The following is a 19,983-nucleotide window of genomic DNA, read 5'->3' on the forward strand; positions in this document are numbered from 1 at the left end:
TTTAAATGGATAAATATATTTTTTCTATAACTGAGTTATCTTCAATTTTAAAAAATCTTTTTCTATATCAAAAATATTTTTATAGGCACCACCTAATCTCAGTAACTTTTTTAAAAAATTTAGTTCTTCTAATGATAATTGAAGTTCATTATACCAGGGCCTTGATTTTCTACTAGTTCTCTTAAAAGAAGAATAGTATAGATAAATAAGCAAATGACCTAAATATGAAAAATCCTCATAACATACATATTCTTTGTTATCTATAGGTCTTGCAAGTCCAAAATCAATAAGATACACATTTTTTTCATTAATAATCACATTGGGCAATCTTATATCTCTATGCACAATATTCTTTTTATGAAGATATTTTATTATTTCTATAAGCTTAATTCCTATAGTATAAATTTGATACGATGTAAATTTATGATTATCACCAAAAATCATCTGCTCTAATGTACTACCTTCTTTATACTCTAAAATATAACCATACATATTATCTCTATTTATTATATCAATTATTTTAGGAATCAAAGGATGATGAACATCTGAAAGTATTTGTTGTTCAAATATAACTTTATTTTTATATTTTTTTATAATTTTAGGTTTAATTTCTTTAAATACATACTCTTTGTCATGGATATGAACTAGGTAGCATATACCAAACCGTCCTTCACCTATTAATTTTATAATTTTGTATTTGCCAACTAAATAGTCTGGTGGATATATTCTCTGCCTAAAAATAGGAATTAAGACCACGAGCTTTTATATCTTTTCCTATAATATCCTCTGGGTGGATACTTTCTTTCGTCATAATGGTATCTTTCACCTGGACTATAAGAATAATATTTTTTATATCTTCTACGTGAATTAGAACATGAATCAAACATCCTTAATATACGGCTAAAGAACCCCTCCCTTTTATAGTACCTGCTTCCCTGGTGATTATTTGCATATTTTCTTTTTCGTGATGATCTTGAAAAAAAACCCATTATATACACCTCTTTTTAGACTATTTTCAAATATACACTCAACTAATTATCAATTAAAAACATTTTTAATATTTTCATAATATGATATTCTTTTATATATGTCAACATTCATAACAATAAGTTAAATCAAAGTTAATTGTTAATTAATAAAGATAGATACCATTACTCATCATTCCCTTTAAAGAAACCGGTGATGTTAGATGATTACATCCTTGGGATAAAATAAAAGGAACCGGTAATAAAATATGCATTTACTGCCCTCATTCTAATTCCTTTTATTGAACCATATATTTATTTTGATACAGGTATACATCCTATTTTCTTTTGCATCTTTCTCAATATTTTGCTAGATACATAGTATGCTTTTTCTGCTCCTCTTTTATATATATTCTCTAAATACTCTTTATCCTTAAGTAAATCATTTACTCTTTCTTGAAGAGGTTTAAGTTCATTTATTATAGACTCTGCAGTATCATTTTTAAACTGTGCATATCCTTTTCCTACATATTTTTTTTCTATTTCTTCATGAGTTATTCCAGTTATTGCACTTAATATAGTTATGAGATTTTTTATTCCAGGCTGATCGTCACTATATCTTACTTTTCCAATACTATCCGTAACACATCTGTTAATCTTTTTTCTTATAATTTCAGGACTATCCATAATTAGTATATAGCTGTTCGGATTATCCGAGGATTTAGACATTTTTTTTGTAGGATTTTGCAAGTCCATTATTTTTGCACCATCTTCTGGTATATATCCTTCTGGTATATTAAATGTAGGGCTATAAAGATTATTGAACCTTTCTGCTATATCCCTTGTGAGTTCAATATGCTGCATTTGATCCTTTCCCACAGGAACAAGATCTGTATTATAAAGCAATATATCTGCGGCCATCAACACAGGATAATTAAGAAGTCCTGCACGTACAGAATCTCCTCCTCCAGAGTTTTGCGATTTACTTTTATATTGGGTCATCCTTTCAAGTTCCCCTACATAAGTAAAACAATTCAAAATCCAAGCTGCCTCACTATGTGTTGGCACATGGGATTGAATAAATATTGTATTCTTATCCGGATTTATCCCTGCCGCCAAATATATAGCCAATACTTCAAGGGTTCTTCTCCTTAGATCTTTTGGTTCTTGTTTTACAGTTATTGCATGTAAATCCACTACACAAAAATAACAATCATATTCATCCTGAAGTTTTACCCAATTTTTTAAAGCTCCTAAATAGTTACCTATGGTTAAATTTCCTGAAGGCTGAATACCACTAAATATTACTTTTTTTTTCTCTTCCATAATTTTCGCTACCTCCATATTTCAACGTCTAATGTATGAAAAATCCCTATGATACATAATCATAGGGTATTATTGGCACTGTATCACCTAAATCCCAAAAGATTTAAATTTCACTAAATATCATCATATATTGTACTATAAACATTTAAAAATTGCTATGTTAATTTCTACCATATAATATTATATAATATATACTCCTAATTATTAGATTTATCCGAACGCTGAAATTAGCTAATACTCCCATCTCTTTCAAATGGAGATAAAGCACTGCTACGCGCCTGGATAAGTTCTTCCCCTAAGGGATAATGTATTCTAAGTGCAAAGACACTAAGAATACTGTTAATAAGGTTTAGACGGAGAAAAGCATTTCTTATAATCAAACTCCATCTAAACCTTAGAATCACTTAATTTAAAATTATAACCTCCCAAATAAATTTAGGAGGTATAATTCTATATATTTACTTTTACTTCATGTTCTCCTCCATTTAGAAAGGGGACAACTTTATTGTGAATCATATTTCCATCAAGCCATATTCCTTTTTTGGAATCTCTCTCTACTTTTATATTATATATACATTCTCCTCTGGTATATTTTATAGTATATCCCTTCCAGCTAGTTGGTATACAAGGGGAAATTGTAAATCCATAATTTTCATTAAGCTTCAATCCCAGAATTGTCTCTATGCCAGTTCTATACATCCATCCCGCAGCACCTGTATACCAGCTCCAGCCCCCCCTTCCCATCTGGGAGTCTATTGCATATACATCTGCTGACATTACATAAGGTTCTACCTTATAAATCTCACAATTCAAATAGGTTTTAGTATGATTTATAGGATTTATCATGGAAAAAGCTTTATAAGCTCTATCATTGTGACATATCTTAGCAAGTGCCAAGACAGACCATATAGCGGCATGGGTATATTGACCTCCATTTTCTCTAACTCCAGGTATATATCCTTTAATGTATCCAGGTTCCAGGGAAGATTTATCAAAAGCTGGAGTAAGCAATAACATAACTCCTTTATCTTCTCTTATAAGATTTCTTTCCAGAGCATCTACAGCCTCTCTGGCCCTTGATTCCTTTGCAGCTCCTGATATAACTGCCCATGATTGTGAAATTGCATCAATCTGACATTCATCATTTTCAACAGAACCAAGTGGAGTCCCATTATCAAAATATGCCCTTCTATACCAGCTTCCATCCCATGCATTTCTTTCTATATTCTCTCTTATAAATTCTTTTAACTTAAAATACTCATCTGAATGTTTATCGTCTTTCTTAAATTTACATATGGATTGAAATCTATCCAATATACTATATAAGAACCACCCTAGCCATACACTTTCACCCTGACCTTTATTTCCCACGGTACTCATACCGTCATTCCAATCTCCTGATCCCATGAGAGGTATATTGTGAGGGCCAAATCTTAGAGATCTTTCAATAGCCTTTATACAGTGTTCATAAATTGTTCCTTTCTTATCAGAAACATTGGCTATCTTATATCTTTCATCCTCTCCCTCTTTCAACTGTTCATCTTCAAGATATAGAACTTCTTCATCCAATATACTGTAATCTCCCGTATTTTGTATATAATCTGCTACTACATAAGGCATCCACAACAGATCATCTGAAAACCTAGTTCTTATTCCACTCTCCACATAAGGATGCCACCAATGCTGCACATCTCCCTCTAAATACTGTCTGGAAGCACTATATACTATATGCTCTCTTGTTATATCAGGATTTAAATAACAGATAGCCATTACATCCTGAAGCTGATCTCTAAATCCATAAGCTCCACCAGACTGATAAAATGCAGTTCTTGCAAAGTATCTACATGCTACCACTTGATACATAAGCCAGCCATTTAACATAATATTCATAGAAGTATCCGGAGTAGTAACCTGTATAACATTAAATAGTTTTTCCCAATAATCTTTAACTTTACCTAATTCTTTAACACAGTTTTCTATATTACTGTATTTTTTAATAATTCTGCTTATTTCTTCAAAACTGTCTTCCTGTCCCAAAAGAATTAAAATCTCATTTTCACTATTCTCATCTAACTCTATTTTTATACTTTCAGCAAAGCAAGGGTCAAACCCGACTCCTATCTTACCAGAAAAATTTTCATATTTTAAACCTTTTGGAGTTGATACGTCTCCCCCTCTTCCTATAAACTCTTCTCTACTTGAAGTATAGGACAAGTCCCTTCCTCCTAAAATCTTCATATAACATATGCCTTTGTTGAAGCATTCACTATAAGGATTTATAGCATATATATATTCTTCTTTACTGTTGAATCCTGTGTATATATACTGAGCTGTTTGTTCATGGCAAACTCCCAGTACTAACTTTGCATAATAAGTCAATGAAAGTTTTCTCTTACCTGCTCCAATATTTTTTAGTTTCACCCGACAGATTTTCACACTTTCCTCCATATCTGCAAATACAGTCATTTCCCCCAATATTTCATTAGCCTCATGCTTGAATGTAGAAAATCCAAAACCATGCTCTATTATATATTCTCCCGAATCTCTCACTGGTTTAGGAGATACACTCCATATCTGTTCTGTAATATCATCTTTTATATATAGCGCTTCAGCTTCTCCATCCACAATTGGATCATTTGACCATGTGGTAAGTTTATTTTCTCTGCTGTTTTTATTCCATGTATAAGACACTCCATTTTCAGAAATATGGAATCCAAATTTTTTATTTGAGATTACATTTATCCAGGGAGCAGGGGTATTACTATAATTTTTCAGTATTATAAAATATGATTTTCCATCTTTAGAAAATCCCCCTATATCATTAAAGTACTGAAGTTCCGAAATTTTAAAACTATAATTTGAAGTATTCTTCTTATACCTCTTATTTGTATTTCCATAAAGCCCTACTTTTTTCTGTTCAGTATCTTTAATATGCTTTATTAGTTCTCCCCTTTCAGCATCTATTACAACTCTGGATACAGCCATAAAAAATTCTATATCCTTCTTATTCATAGTACTGTTGTTATATATAAATATTCCTCCATGTATATTCTTTTTACTTGCTCTTCTTGAATTTACTGTATCCCTTATCTTATCCTGAAGTAATTGTACATAGGAGGTACCCTGCAGGTTCAACAAAACCAGATCTACTGACAATCCTTTTAAACTCCAATATTCATGTGCACTTATAAGCTGCCTTACCAATTCCATATGTTTTTCATCTCTTATAATAAGAAGAACTATAGGTAGATCTCCTGAAATTCCATAAGGCCACAGTGCTGACTGGCCTTGTTCTATTTTAGTAATATATTCATATTTATCTTGAAACAAATTATTTATAAATAGAATCTTTGAAGCTATTTTTTGATACATATTTGCCTGATTTGATTTTATGCCCAAATATTTCATCTCCAATTGAGCTTCTGTCCAGGAAAGCTGGAATATTCTATCCACGTTGGACATATTCCTATACTTATTGGCAAGTTCAATTGCTTTTTCTCTGGAATTTGCAGTTATAGTGCTATAAGCCACTTTACAAGTCTTCCCAGGCTCTATAAGTACTCTAACTCTCATACTTATTATAGGATCAATTACTGCACCTACAGATTTAGTTAACTGTGCATCGGCATCCATAGCTCTGGGATTTGTAAGATTTCTATTCCTGCCTATAAAGTTAACTCTGCTGGTCTCATATTGAACAGAGCCTATCTGCTTTCCTTCTACTGCTATGGTTTGCATAAGCCACAATCTCTCCTCCTTCGATTTAGGCCTTCTGCTTGCAATAATGCACATTGGTTCTTGAACAAATTCAGTTTCTATAAACAGATTACCAAAAGCAGGATGAACTAAATCTGCATTATAGGGTGCAAGAGTTACTTCTAAATAGCTGGTAATTTCAACTTCTCTTTTATGACTACTGCTATTTGTAATTGAAATTCTTCTTACTTCTCCTTCATCCTCTTGAGATACGGTAACTTCAGTATAGGTTCTTAAATTGCCATCCTTTCTTTTAAATTCACACTTATCAGGAAGAAATACAACTTCATAATCTTCTCCCTCATATTTACAAGGTTCAAAAGTAGCACTCCAATACTCATTTGAATTTATATTTTTTATATAAAAGAACATTCCTGTATTATCGATGGTAACATCTTCGCGCCATCTATATACCATAATATCTTTTCTTTTACTATATCCGCTGCCGCTATTTGTCATCATTAAATAATAATTTCCATTTGAAATTATATTTGTCTCCGGAGCTTTAGTAACTGCAGTAGTATATTTTCTCCCCACCATATTTTCCTCTTTAAATAAAGGTTTGGCTTCTTTGCTATGCTCTTCTCTATTATAAATAATAGTTTTGGTAACTTTTTCTTGCAGAAGAAGTTCCACAGATTTCACCCTTGGAATTTTATGAAACCTTTCTTGTAAAATATTTTTCATAAGTACATTATCCAGAGACATAAAACTCATTCCCTGATGGTGTATCATAAAACAATTTACTATAGCACTTTTCCTACCTTTAGACAACCTTTCGGAAGTATAGTCTATAGCATCATAAAATCCATATATTCCTTCAGCTTTAAGTTCTATAAGTCTTTTTATATTATCCAGTGCATTTTTAAAATCAACCTGAAGTGCCATTACAGAAGCATAAGGAGAAACCACCAACTCATTAGTAAGGCCTCTTTTTAATCCTATGCCCGGAACTCCAAAAGCCTTATATTGATATATGGAATTTATATCAAAATCATAATATGCGGATTCTGATATACCCCAGGGTACATGTTTTTTATCTCCATAGTTTTTTTGTACCTCAACTATATATTCATAAGTTTCACTAAACAAAGTATCGGGAAATTTTTTCATAATTATAAGAGGCATCAAATATTCAAACATAGTTCCCGACCAAGAAACTAATCCTTTACCTCCGCCTACAGAAGTCATGGCCCTTCCCAGGTTAAACCAGTGGGCCTGCTCCACTTCACCTTTAGCTATAGCTACAAAACTGGCTTGCCTTGCTTCTGATGCAAGCAGATCATAATAATTTTTACCCTGAGTATCTTTTTCCACATCATATCCTATGGCAAAAAGCTGTCTCTTTTTATTATATAGCATACTGAAATTATGTTCTTTTCCCATATTGGATAAAGTATTTTTTATAGTTCTTATTTCAAATATAATCTTTTCTATATTTGACTTAGTCTGTAACAAACTCTCTTTCAAAGCATTTACATTATTATTTCCCTTTTGATGATCAAATTCATTAATTAATTTATCGACAGCTGCTGGAACTTTTTCTAAAGGTACTTTAACTGCTAAATCATTAAACCTATGTTTAAAATCCTCAAATTGTAAATTTTCATCTATGAATCCAATGCAGGGGAAAATATTATTTAATTCTTCTAAAAACTTTATAGCCATATTGTAGACTTTCATATTCCAATACAACTTTACAGATTTTTTATCGAATTCCATAGATTTTTTTATTAATTCATACAAAAATGACCTCAATAGGAATACATCGATTTTACCTTCTCCTCCAAATTTATTCAAATCATCACTAGAAAGCTTCTCTATAAAACTTTTGTATACCTGTTTAACTTTAAATTCTTTATAAATTTCATCTTCTGCTAATTTCAAAGTATCCTTTAAACCTAGAGGTAAATTTTTATTTATCAGTGGATATCCCATATATTCATCTAAACTTTCTTCTACAAGCCATATATATCCTACTAGATTGCCACTATCTACTGTAGATACATACCTAGGATAAAGAGGAGTTTTATTCTTTATATTATACCAATTATAAAAATGACCCTTATACTTTTCTAAGGATTCCATATTTAAAAGTATATTATGGAGTCTGTACTGCAGTTCTGATATGCCTATATATCCCAGGTCATAAGCCACTATATTTGAAGTAATACCCATAGCCATGTTAGTTGGAGAAGTCCTATAGGCTATTCCTTTATAGGGTTTTTCCTGATAATTATCCGGTGAAAGCCAATTGGTTTCTGAGGTTATAAAGTCTTCAAAATATGCCCAGGTTTTTCTGCTGAGTTTTCTTAATAAATCCCTATCTTGACTGCTTATTTGTTCATCTTTGTTATTATTTCTATCTGCACTTATATTAAACGCTATCCATGGTGAAAAGAACCAAACTAAGCAAAATGGCAATATTAAAAATGCTGTCTCTAAAGAATTCATGAATCCCAGAAAACCCACCATAACTGCAATAGCACTACCTATCCACATTGATTTCAAATAATGGCCAAATTCTTTTTTTGAAGTTGCTTCCACATCTGCGGCAGTTTGCCATTGAAGCAAATTTTTCTTGCTTATAAAAACCCTATAGAGTGTCCTTATTATAGCATCTAACATTAAATATGCCTGATAAGGCAAAAAACTCAATATAAGGAAAAACTGTTCTATAGCAACTTTAAAATTGCTTACTTTTCCTGAAAGACTTATACCTTTTACAGGAGAAACAACACTCTCTGATACGTCAAAAAATATAGGACAGAGTAGTGAAATAAGGGCTATTAAAAGCAAATTATCTGAATTAGAAAATAGAGTTAAAGTTGCTATAATAAGTATTATAACTGCTGGACTTACAGCACTTCTCCTCAAGTTATCTACTATTTTCCATTTAGATAGTTTATTTAAAGAACTTTTCTTGAACAGCCATGGTAGAAGCTGCCAATCTCCTCTAACCCATCTATGAAGCCTCTTACAACTGGAATCATAATAAGCAGGATATCCATCTATAAGTTCTATATCTGTTACCAGCCCTGCCCTTACATAAGATCCTTCCAGCAAATCATGACTCAACACAGTATTTTCAGGTATTTCATTTCCTAAAATATTATTGAATATATCCACATCATAAATACCTTTTCCTGTGAATATACCTTCATCAAATAAATCTTCATATACATCGGAAATAGCACAGGTATATATATCTATACCTGTTTCGCCGGAAAAAATATTAGAATAAACTGTTTTATTTGCACTTAATACACTTACACTTACCCTAGGCTGCATTAATCCATGCCCTCTTAATACCTTTTTACTGTCTTTATCAACATAAGGAACATTTAATGGATGGGCCATAGCTCCTATAAGCAATTTAGCCGTATCCTTTGGAAGTTTGGTGTCTGCATCTAATGTTATTATATATTTTGCACTGCATAAACTGGTTATATCTCCACTGATAACATTATAGCTGGTATTGTCGTTCCCCCTTATAAGGGAATTAAATTCCATAAGCTTTCCCCGTTTTCTTTCCCAGCCGATCCATTTTTCTTCTTTTTCATTATATTTTCTATATCTACTCAAAAAATAAAATTTATCTTTTTCGCCATTGCCATATTTTTTATTGAGATTTTTCATTTCCTTTAAGGCAGTTTCTACTATTAATTTATCTCCGCTTTCCTCTTCATAGAAGCTATCTTTAAAATCCCCCAATAATGCAAAGTACAAATTCTGTTCCTCATTAGCTAAATAATATACCTCCATATCATTTATAAGGCTTTTTAACCTATCTACATCGTTTATAAGAGCTGGAATTACAACTATAGTACTAAATTCCTGCGGTATACCCTGTTTAAATTCCATTTTAGGTATAAACCTGGGTTCTACAAGTTTATTTATACTCCAATTAAATAAGGATATAAATATTTCACTACTTGGTATTAAAAATACTATAAATGCAACTAAGTATTTCCATAAGGACAGATTCTGAGTATAGAAGTTCATCCCATTTATCAATAAATCCAAAAAAATGGTACCAAATATTATAGTCCCTATGTAGAGATCTACTGTTATATTATTTCCAATTTCAGAATTAACTTTTTGGTACTCTTCTCCACTGGATTTTATCTTTTTCTTAAGGCAGGATATACCTTTGTCAATGAGATAATATCCTACATGCTTTTCATATACCTCTCCCGATGCTTCCTTTGCACATTCTATAGCCTTCCTTGCTATGAAGGATTCAGGTACATTTATCTTCTTAGATAATTTCTCTACTTTATGTCTGTAGTAATCTCTGGAATTAAAGTCCATAAGTTCATACATCCCTGAAGGATCTTTCCTTAACACCTGTTCTACATAACTTAAGCGTTCAAAATTTTCCTTCCAGTTCAACGCACCTACTTCCCTTATTCCATTAATGGAATTTTCCATGGATACTTGATATATAGCCTGCTTTTGATGGTTGATATTTACCACTCTTGTAGCATTGCTATCTTCTTTGTCTAATTCTTCATCTATCCAATCATATATTTCAGCACTATCTATAAAATTATCTCTTAATATTTTTATAAATCTTTCTGTAAAGGGTGAAGTAAATTTTATTCTCTTTTTTCTGAACCGTTCAATTTCAAAATCTACATTACTGCCAGAATTTATAATACCTTCTGCTACAGATTCTGCTCTTTTTCTTTCCTTTTGCATAAACACTATATTTTCTGTTATATTACTTATATTCTGAATCAAGGCTATTCTAAGCATTATAGGCAATGCCCAGAGTTCACAGCTTTTTAATACTGTATTTTCCTCATAGGCATTTATAAAAGTCTCTATAGTCTCTTCACTTACTGTGCCATAACTGCACTGTAACATTTCCTTTGCTATGTAATATATTCTAGGGTATCCTTTCATAGCTCCTTTGGTGATTACAGGAAGATCCCTGTAATAATTTCCTGGCATATTGGTCTTTATATCTTTATACTCTTTTTTAATCAAATACAAATTATCTAAAAGCCATTCAGCACAAAATACTATATCCCCTCTGTTTTTAATTTCCATGTTAAAAAAATTATATCCATCTAAAATATTTTTATAACTTTTATCTAAACTATCAATTAATTTTTTCTTACAGCTTCTTTTCTTAACTTGTGCCGGTATAATTGATATTTCTCTAGCATAATTTTTTAATTCTTCCTTACCTAAATTAAGTGTAGGAATATCATCTACCATATTTTCATCCACATCACTACACTTATTTAAATTTTTATAAATTATTGCAAGGAATATAATTATAGTTATACCTATAATATAAAGCATAAAAAATCCATCCTTTCTTGTGAAAAAGAATTGTACTTTCATTATTGTTCCCAATAAAGGTGAAAATATAAATTCCCAAGCAGGATGGAATTAAATTACAACATTATTTGATTTTCTATCATATTATCAAAACTCTGTCTTTTAGAGATTAACTTTGCCTCTCCATCTTTTACTAAAACTACTGCTGGAATTGGAATCTTATTGTAATTACTCGCCATAGAATATCCATAAGCTCCCGTAGTAAATACAGCCAATATATCTCCTGACTGAATCTCCGGAAGTTGTATATCTTTTATCAATATATCTCCTGATTCACAGCACTTTCCAGCTATAGTCACCTTTTCTTTATTGCTATCCTCTACTCTATTTGCTATGGCACACTCATAGGGAGCATTATAGAGTGCAGGTCTTATATTATCTACCATCCCCCCATCTACAGACACATATTTTCTTATACCTGGAATTTCCTTTATTGCACCTATGGTATAAAGAGTTGTTCCTGCATTCCCTATTATAGATCTACCAGGTTCTATTACTAAGGATGGTAATCTTATATTTAATTCCTTTGATTTCAATTCCGCCCTTTCCAGTATAATACTACAGAAATCTTCCACGGTCTTAGGCTTATCCTCCGGAGTGTAATATATGCCAAATCCTCCACCAAGATCCAGCTCTTCTACTTCATATCCAGTTTCATCCTTTATCCTCCTTACCAGATCCAGCATAATTTCAACTTCATCTTCATAAGGCTTGGTTTCAAATATCTGTGAACCTATATGACAGTGAATACCTGTAAGTTTTATATTAGAAAGACCTATAGCTTTTTTTACTACATCCATGGTTTCACCGTTTACCATAGTAAACCCAAACTTTGAATCTATCTGTCCTGTTTTTATATACTCATGGGTATGAGCTTCTATTCCAGGAGTTACCCTTAAAAGTATCTTCTGTATTTTACCTTTTGCCTTTGCCAGAAAATTTATCTTATCCATTTCATAAAGATTATCTACTACAAATCTTCCCACTTCAAGATCTATTCCCATTTCTATTTCTTCTAATGTTTTATTATTTCCATGAAAATAAATTTTTTTCATAGGAAAACCACTTTTCAACGCAGTATAAAGTTCTCCCTCTGACACCACATCTAAATATAGTCCTTCACTATTTATTATCTGACACATAGCTAGATTTAAAAAGGCCTTACCAGCATAAGTGACTTTATTATTTTTATGTGCTTTAAAAGCTTTATAATATCTTTTGCATTTATCTCTAACTAGTTTTTCATCTATTACATAAAGTGGGGTTTTATAGTCTTTTACTAATTTTTCCGCACTTATTCCCCCAATGTATAAAACATTATCTTTAATTTCCATATTACCTATTAATCTCACACTGGTTTCCTCCTAAAAGTTTTGCTAAAGACATAATTAAACCACTATAAATTAAATTTTTCTGCTATGATGCTTATTGTTTTCATTTTATCTTCTTGCTTTATAGCACAGGTAATTCTTATTTCCGATGTAGTTATCATCTTTACAGTTATATTATTTTCTCTAAACAACTTAAACATTTTTGCAACTACTCCTGAAGTAGTTTTCATTCCTATACCTACTACTGAAAACTTGGTTATGTCTTCATCTATATCCACCTGATTATTATCAAAATAAGATTTTAAAATATTTAAACATTCCTTCATATCATCTTTTGGTATGGTAAAGGATACATTAACCTTACCATTTATAGGTGCAGTCTGGCTTATCATATCTACATTAATCTTTTTCTCTGCTACACTTTCAAATAAATTTGAAATAATATTTATATCATTTTTAATATCTTTTACTGTAATTGCAATATCCTCATCACTGGTAGCAAGCCCTGTTACTGGTTTACTTTCTAAATTCATTGTATCTACCCCCTTAATAACTGTTCCTCTTATATTACTATTGCTTAACCCTACATACACAGGTATATTATATTTTTGTGCAAGTTCTATAGATCTAGAATGCATAACCTGAGCCCCTAAACTTGAAAGCTCCAACATTTCTTCATAATCTATTTCGTCTAATTTTTTAGCATTTTTATATTTTCTAGGATCTACACTATATATTCCATCTACATCAGTGTATATTTCACACACTCCATTTAATTTTACAGCTATAGCCACTGCTGTGGTATCCGAACCTCCCCTGCCAAGGGTAGTTACATCTCCCTCATCATTTATGCCTTGAAAACCCGCTGCAATTATAATTTTGCCTTCATCTAAGCTTTTCTTCATTCTATCTGCATTTATATCATCTATAAGAGATTTACCATATTGACCACTGGTTTTTATTCCAATTTGATAAGCTGTATAACTTATAGCATCATATCCCAAATCTTTGATAGCCATTGCAAGCAGTGCACAGGACATCATTTCTCCTGTGGATAAAAGTGCATCCAGCTCTCTTTTATCCGGATTATCCGCAATTTGTCTTGCCAGAGCTATTAAATCATCCGTAGTATCTCCCATAGCTGACACTACAACTACCAGACTATTTCCGGCCTTTACTTTATTTACTACGGTATTTGCTACATTTTTTATTTTTTCTGGAGTGCCTACAGAACTTCCTCCATATTTTTGAACAATAATTGCCATAATACTCCTCCCTAATTTTTTAATCATCAAGTAATTTTAGGTTCAGGTGGAATTTGCTCATAGAGAATACTTTTCTCCATCCGAACCTTAGAAGAATTTATCCATGTGCACAGCATTGCATATCACTCAACCTTAAAAAAGCTGAGGTGTTAGCCAATTGCCGTCTCAGGATAAAAAATAAGTGCAGTAAAGGAACACAGACCTATACTGCACATTATGCACAGCTGTGTACCTTTGTAGCTCTCCACCAAGATATATCTCAGTGACAGCCTTACACATATTATATGCAAAGCCAAAGTTAGATTCGCCAAACTAACTTTTCGGCTGTAATTCCTTTCTTTATTCCTCAAACATCTGCCGATTAAAAATAAATACTATTAATTACAGCACCTCTACCCTAGGCAGCCAAATTATTAAATTGTCCTAAGTTTATCATAAACTTTTACTAATTTCAACTTTTTTAGTCAGAAAACTTTTTTCCATTATCTTCAGACAATTGTTTTGATTTACTAAACCACTGATTTTATTCTAAATCCTTTAGAGTCAGAAATACTTCTACCTATATTATTTATTTTTCCTGTAATGCAGCTTCTGCAATGAGCCGGTGTATCTCCGGTACAAATTTTACCTGGATAAAGAGCATAAAGTTTTCTATACACCCCTTCTGTTACATTGGGCATAACTACATTTGCCCCACTTTGAAGAGCTATTTCCCTACCATTTAACTCCAAACTTTCCATGGCTGTTGTAGCCGGAATATTTATATCCGGCATTAACAATCTAATTACAGCCATAACTTTTATGCTAGTTATAAAATTCCCTCCCATTTCATCTTTTAATGGAGTATCTTCATTTGGAATGAAAGGCCCTATTCCTATCATATCCGCATCTATTTCTTTAAAAAACAATATATCCTCTGCCAAAGATTCAACACTCTGATTTGGAAGTCCTATCAAGCATCCTGTACCTACTTCATATCCTAAAGTTTTAAGATCTTTTAAACATCTCTTTCTATTTTTATAACTCATACCCGGATGCATCTCCTTATATAACTTTTCATCTGTAGTTTCTATCCTTATTAAATATCTATCTGCACCCGCTTCTTTAAAAGATTTGTATTCTTCAAAGGTCTTTTCTCCTATACTTAAAGTTAGTGCCATATCCATTTTCTTTATATTTGATATTATATATTTAAGCTTATCTACAGTATAGTAATCATCCTCTCCAGACTGCATAACTATTGTTTTATATCCATATCCCTCTGCCTTTCTAGCCAGTTCAATTATATCGTCTGGAGATATCCTATACCTTTCAATATTCTTATTATCACATCTCAGCCCACAATACATGCAATTTCTTTTACATATATTTGAAAACTCTATTAATCCTCTTAGATGAACCTTATCCCCCACATATGTTTTTCTTACCCTGTCTGCTGCCTTAAAAAGTTCTTCATTGCATCTATCATCCTCAATCAAATGAACTATTTCATTTTTGTACAATCTATGGCTATATTCTGCTTTTTCAATTAACTGCACTGATTTATCTATCATAATTTTATAAACTCCTTTATCAAGTGATTCAGAGGTTCAGGTGAAGTTTACTCATAGAGAATACTTTTCTCCATCTGAACCTTATTAACAGTATTCTTAGTGTCTTTAGCACTTAGAATACGTTATCCTTTAGGGCAAGAACTTATAAAGGGGCATAACATTGCTTATCCCCCACCTGAGGTGTTAGTCAATTCCAGCCTTCGGATAAAACACTAAGCTTCAGGATGATTTAACAAAACCTGAAGCTTAGAAATCTTTAATTAATCGAGGAAGTCTTATACACATATAACTCATGTAGAGCTCTTGTAGCCATTATATATTTTAATGTATCATTATTACTTTGAGAGGTATCTACCATTATAACAGCATCAAATTCCAGACCTTTAGCAAAATAAGATGGAAGTATAACTTCTCCACTAGAATAAACCATATTTTCTCTGTCTATAAGATTTATATGCATTCTTCTTTTAATTAAATTACTTAAAGCTTCTGTATTTTTTAAATCCCTACATATTATAGCAATACTTTCGTAACCTCTCTCCTTTAATTTTACAACATCATAGAGTATTTTGTCCACAAGTTCTTTATGATTATCTATTTGTTTTTCTATAACTTCCTTTCCATTCCTCACTAAAGATATTATTTTGTTATGTTTTAAATATTTATTTGCATAACTGATTATTTCATCAGTGGATCTATAACTTCTGTCCAATGAAAAATTCTTCACTTCTATATCAGTAAAAATATCTTTCAATCCCATCATGGCAGATTTGCCCTGTGAAGGTATAATTCTTTGATTTACATCCCCTACTATGGTAAATGACTTACAATCTGTAAGCTCTTTAATAATCCAAAACTGCAGGGGTGAATAGTCCTGAGCTTCATCTATCACTATATGCCTTATTTTATTGTTGTATTTGAATCCCTCTAATTTTATTTTTAGGTATAAAATAGCGGCTAAATCATCATAAATCAGCGGCTTATTTTTATTAAAGTAATTATATATATCAAGCACATTCGGTTCATTCATCCATTTTAATTTTTCCTTTTTAATGTTTATTATCTCATATATTACATTTCTTATTTTATTTCGCCTTTTATATTCTAAATCAGTTTGAAAATCATTAAGTTCTCCCTCTGTCATATTTTCAATTCTGTCTTTATAGTCTTTTTGAATAAGGTCCACTAAAATATTTCTTTCATCTCTTATTTTTGAATAAATAACCCTTTTTAATCTCCTAACTCTTTTAAATAAAGGCATACTTTTAAAATCATATGTTAACATTTTATTTATCTGTTCCTTAGACACTATTACTTTATTATAAAATAGTACATCCTCCATTTTAAAATAAGATTTTTCCATAACATCAATTAATTTGTTCATATCATCAATATAACTCAAAGAGCCTTTATATATAACTTCACTAATAAACTCACTATTCTTATTTACAATATTTTCTGTATACTCTCTGAAACTCATTATATATGGCAGGTTTATCATACTGCCAAAGAATTCTCTGAAAGTTGTTTGAATAACTTTTTCCTCTCCTAAACTAGGAAGTACTCTTGAAATATAGTCTATAAATATGCTATTAGGTCCTAGTATAAGTACCTTTTCCTGTAATATTTTTCTGTAATTATACAGAAGATATGCCACCCTATGTAAAGCTATGGTAGTTTTACCACTTCCAGCTACTCCATTTACCACAACTGCCCCTTTTCTAGGCTGTCTTATTATATTATCCTGTTCTTTTTGTATAGTCATTACTATATCTTTTAATTTTTCTCCGGCATTTTTACTTAGTACCATTTGTAATATTTCATCTTTTATATCCAGACTGGAATCAAACATTCCCAAAAGTCTGGATTTTTTTATAATAAACTGTCTTTTTGAAAGTACTTCTGCCTCTATTTCGCCTCCAGGAGATTGATATTTTATAGTTCCTAATCTTCCTTCATAAAATAGGGCACACACAGGAGATCTCCAATCTATTATAATGGGTTCATAGTCTTCCTTTCCTGTCATGCCAAATCTTCCTATGTATATACTCTCTTCTCCATAACTATCCTTAAACTCAATCTTCCCAAAATAAGGTGAAGACTTAAGTATGGAAAGTTCTCTTATATTTTTATTTACCAGTCTGTATTGTTCTTCTCTGGCATACATTTCATGGCTAAAATATTTTACATATTGGTCTTCATCATCTCTATATTGTTCTAAATTTTTTTCCCTCAAGTCAAGTATGGAACTGACGATTTCCTTTCTAAGATTTATATAGTTCAATATTTGAATTTTAATTTCCTTTAATACTTCTTCCAGCTTTTGCTTTTCTAAATTGAGCTCAAATTCTCTGTCTAAATCCTTTTTTGAATTCTCCTCATACATATTTATATCTCCATTTCATTGACTTTTAATTATTAAAGTCTGTCACTTTAACTATGATAAAGATCTATCTTCCCTTATCTCTGTACTCTCTTATTATGCCCATAAACTCATCTCCCATTAAAGTTTCCTTTTCCATAAGTTTTTCTGATATTTTTACAAGTAATTCTATATTATTTTGAAGAAGTTCTCTAGCTTTATTATGACATTGCTTTATTATATTTAAAGTTTCCTCATCAATAATCGAAGCTGTTTCTGCACTACAATTTTGTACTGGACTGCCATTTAAATATCTGTCTTGTATGGATTCCAGTGCCATCATGTCAAATCTTTCTGTCATCCCATAAATAGTAACCATGCTTCTGGCAGTTTCAGTTGCTCTTTCAATGTCATTTGCAGCTCCTGTGGATATACTATTGAAGTTAACCTCTTCTGCGGCCCTTCCAGCCAGCATAACACATATCTGATCTATCATCTCTTCCCTGGTAATTAGATATTTCTCTTCTATAGGAAGCTGCATTGTGTATCCAAGGGATCCCATAGTTCTTGGCACTATAGTTATTTTATGAACGGGATCTGTATGTTTTAATAGTGTTGCTACCAATGCATGCCCTACCTCGTGAAAAGCAACCTGTCGTTTTTCTTCTGGGGAAAGTATTCTGTCTTTTTTTTCCTTACCGGCTATAATTAGTTCTACAGCATTTTCCAGATCATCCTGAGTTACCTCACACCTGTGATTTTTAACAGTTTTAAGTGCTGCTTCATTTATTATATTGGCAAGGTCTGCTCCTACAGCCCCAGGGGTGGATTTTGCTATAGCATTTAAATCTACATCCTTTGAAACCCTAACTCCCTTTATATGAACCTTTAATATATCTTCTCTGCCCTTTAAATCCGGTCTATCAACTACTACTCTCCTATCAAATCTTCCTGGCCTTAAAAGTGCCTTATCTAAAACTTCCGGTCTATTTGTAGCAGCTAATATTACCACACCCTTTGAAGAATCAAATCCATCCATTTCCGCCAGAAGCTGATTCAAAGTCTGTTCTCTTTCATCATTTCCTGATATATTTCCTCCCCTGCTCTTACCTATTGCATCTATTTCATCTATAAAAACTATGCAAGGGGCTTTTTCCTGTGCCTGTTGAAATAAATCTCTTACCCTGGCAGCACCCATACCTACAAACATCTCTACAAAAGCAGAACCGGATATGGAGAAAAAAGGAACCTTTGCTTCTCCTGCCACCGCTTTTGCCAGTAAAGTTTTTCCTGTACCTGGAGGACCTACAAGAAGTGCACCCTTAGGTAACCTAGCTCCTATGGAGGCATATTTTTGAGAGTTATGCAGAAAATCTACTATTTCAATAAGAGATTCTTTGGCTTCTTCTTGACCTGCTACATCTTCAAAATTAACACCAGTCTCACTTTCGGCATATATCTTAGCAGTATTTCTACCAAAGGACATAACTCCGCTGCCCATCCTTTTACCTAATGCTCCCAAAATAACTTTTGCAAAAAACATAAGTATAATTACAGGTAAAATCCAACCTGTAAAAATGTTCTTCATTACAGCATTTTCCTGGGATGCCCCTTCAAATTTAATTTTGGCATTATTTAATCTCTGTACCAAATCAGGATCATCTAGTTTTTCCGTATAAAGTATTTTTTCTTCTTCTTCATTTTGCTTATTCTTAAGTGTTATGAACAATTTATCTCTTCCTATTTTAACTTGCGATATTTTATTCTGGTTAATATAATTGACAAAATCACTGTATTTTATATGCTCATATTTTAATTCGTTAAAATATTCATTAACTATAAATACAATTATAATAGCTAACAATGCATAACAAATAAAATATATAAATTTATTGTTTTTGAATTTTTTACCATTCAGCATAATTTGTATGAGCCTCCACATCACTATGACTTATAATTCTAGTTATATTATAACAATAAATGTTTTCTTTCTTAATACTTTATAATATATTTTCAAAGTTATTTATTGATATAAAAAAGAAATACTATGAAAATTCACAGTATCTCTTT

General features: G+C 31.7%; 8 protein-coding genes and 1 riboswitch. All 8 genes read right to left on the reverse strand.

The window, feature by feature from the left end; translation table 11 throughout:
• Positions 1-24 precede the first annotated feature (24 nt).
• The 8 genes from AB3K27_RS18240 to ftsH all read right to left on the reverse strand — a co-directional run bounded on the left by AB3K27_RS18240 (position 25) and on the right by ftsH (position 19,834).
• On the reverse strand, positions 25-756 hold the full coding sequence (locus AB3K27_RS18240; protein ID WP_368488768.1) for a protein kinase: 732 nt from the start codon (positions 754-756) through the stop codon (positions 25-27).
• Positions 757-1,280: 524 nt separating this feature from the next.
• Complete coding sequence (gene trpS / locus AB3K27_RS18245; RefSeq protein WP_368488769.1) at positions 1,281-2,291, reverse strand: tryptophan--tRNA ligase; 1,011 nt, start codon at positions 2,289-2,291, stop codon at positions 1,281-1,283.
• A 450-nt stretch (positions 2,292-2,741) separates the two neighbouring features.
• Positions 2,742-11,363, reverse strand: a complete 8,622-nt coding sequence (locus AB3K27_RS18250) for a glucoamylase family protein (RefSeq protein WP_368488770.1) — start codon at positions 11,361-11,363, stop codon at positions 2,742-2,744.
• 95 nt (positions 11,364-11,458) lie between these two features.
• Positions 11,459-12,754 (reverse strand): diaminopimelate decarboxylase, encoded by a 1,296-nt coding sequence (gene lysA / locus AB3K27_RS18255; protein WP_368488771.1) that lies wholly within the window; start codon positions 12,752-12,754, stop codon positions 11,459-11,461.
• 44 nt (positions 12,755-12,798) lie between these two features.
• The gene (locus tag AB3K27_RS18260) at positions 12,799-13,998 is read right to left on the reverse strand and encodes an aspartate kinase (protein WP_368488772.1); all 1,200 of its coding nucleotides are present in this window, start codon (positions 13,996-13,998) and stop codon (positions 12,799-12,801) included.
• Positions 13,999-14,227: 229 nt separating this feature from the next.
• Positions 14,228-14,401, reverse strand: a riboswitch (Lysine riboswitch).
• Between the two features lie 106 nt (positions 14,402-14,507).
• A complete protein-coding gene (hydE, locus tag AB3K27_RS18265) occupies positions 14,508-15,551 on the reverse strand; it encodes a [FeFe] hydrogenase H-cluster radical SAM maturase HydE (RefSeq protein ID WP_368488773.1) in 1,044 nt (347 codons plus the stop codon).
• A 256-nt stretch (positions 15,552-15,807) separates the two neighbouring features.
• On the reverse strand, positions 15,808-17,937 hold the full coding sequence (locus AB3K27_RS18270) for a UvrD-helicase domain-containing protein (RefSeq protein WP_368488774.1): 2,130 nt from the start codon (positions 17,935-17,937) through the stop codon (positions 15,808-15,810).
• A gap of 64 nt (positions 17,938-18,001) precedes the next feature.
• On the reverse strand, positions 18,002-19,834 hold the full coding sequence (gene ftsH, locus AB3K27_RS18275) for an ATP-dependent zinc metalloprotease FtsH (protein ID WP_368488775.1): 1,833 nt from the start codon (positions 19,832-19,834) through the stop codon (positions 18,002-18,004).
• Positions 19,835-19,983: the final 149 nt, after the last annotated feature.

Origin of the sequence: Clostridium sp. BJN0013 (genome assembly GCF_040939125.1) — a bacterium.
Classification (GTDB): domain Bacteria; phylum Bacillota; class Clostridia; order Clostridiales; family Clostridiaceae; genus Clostridium_B.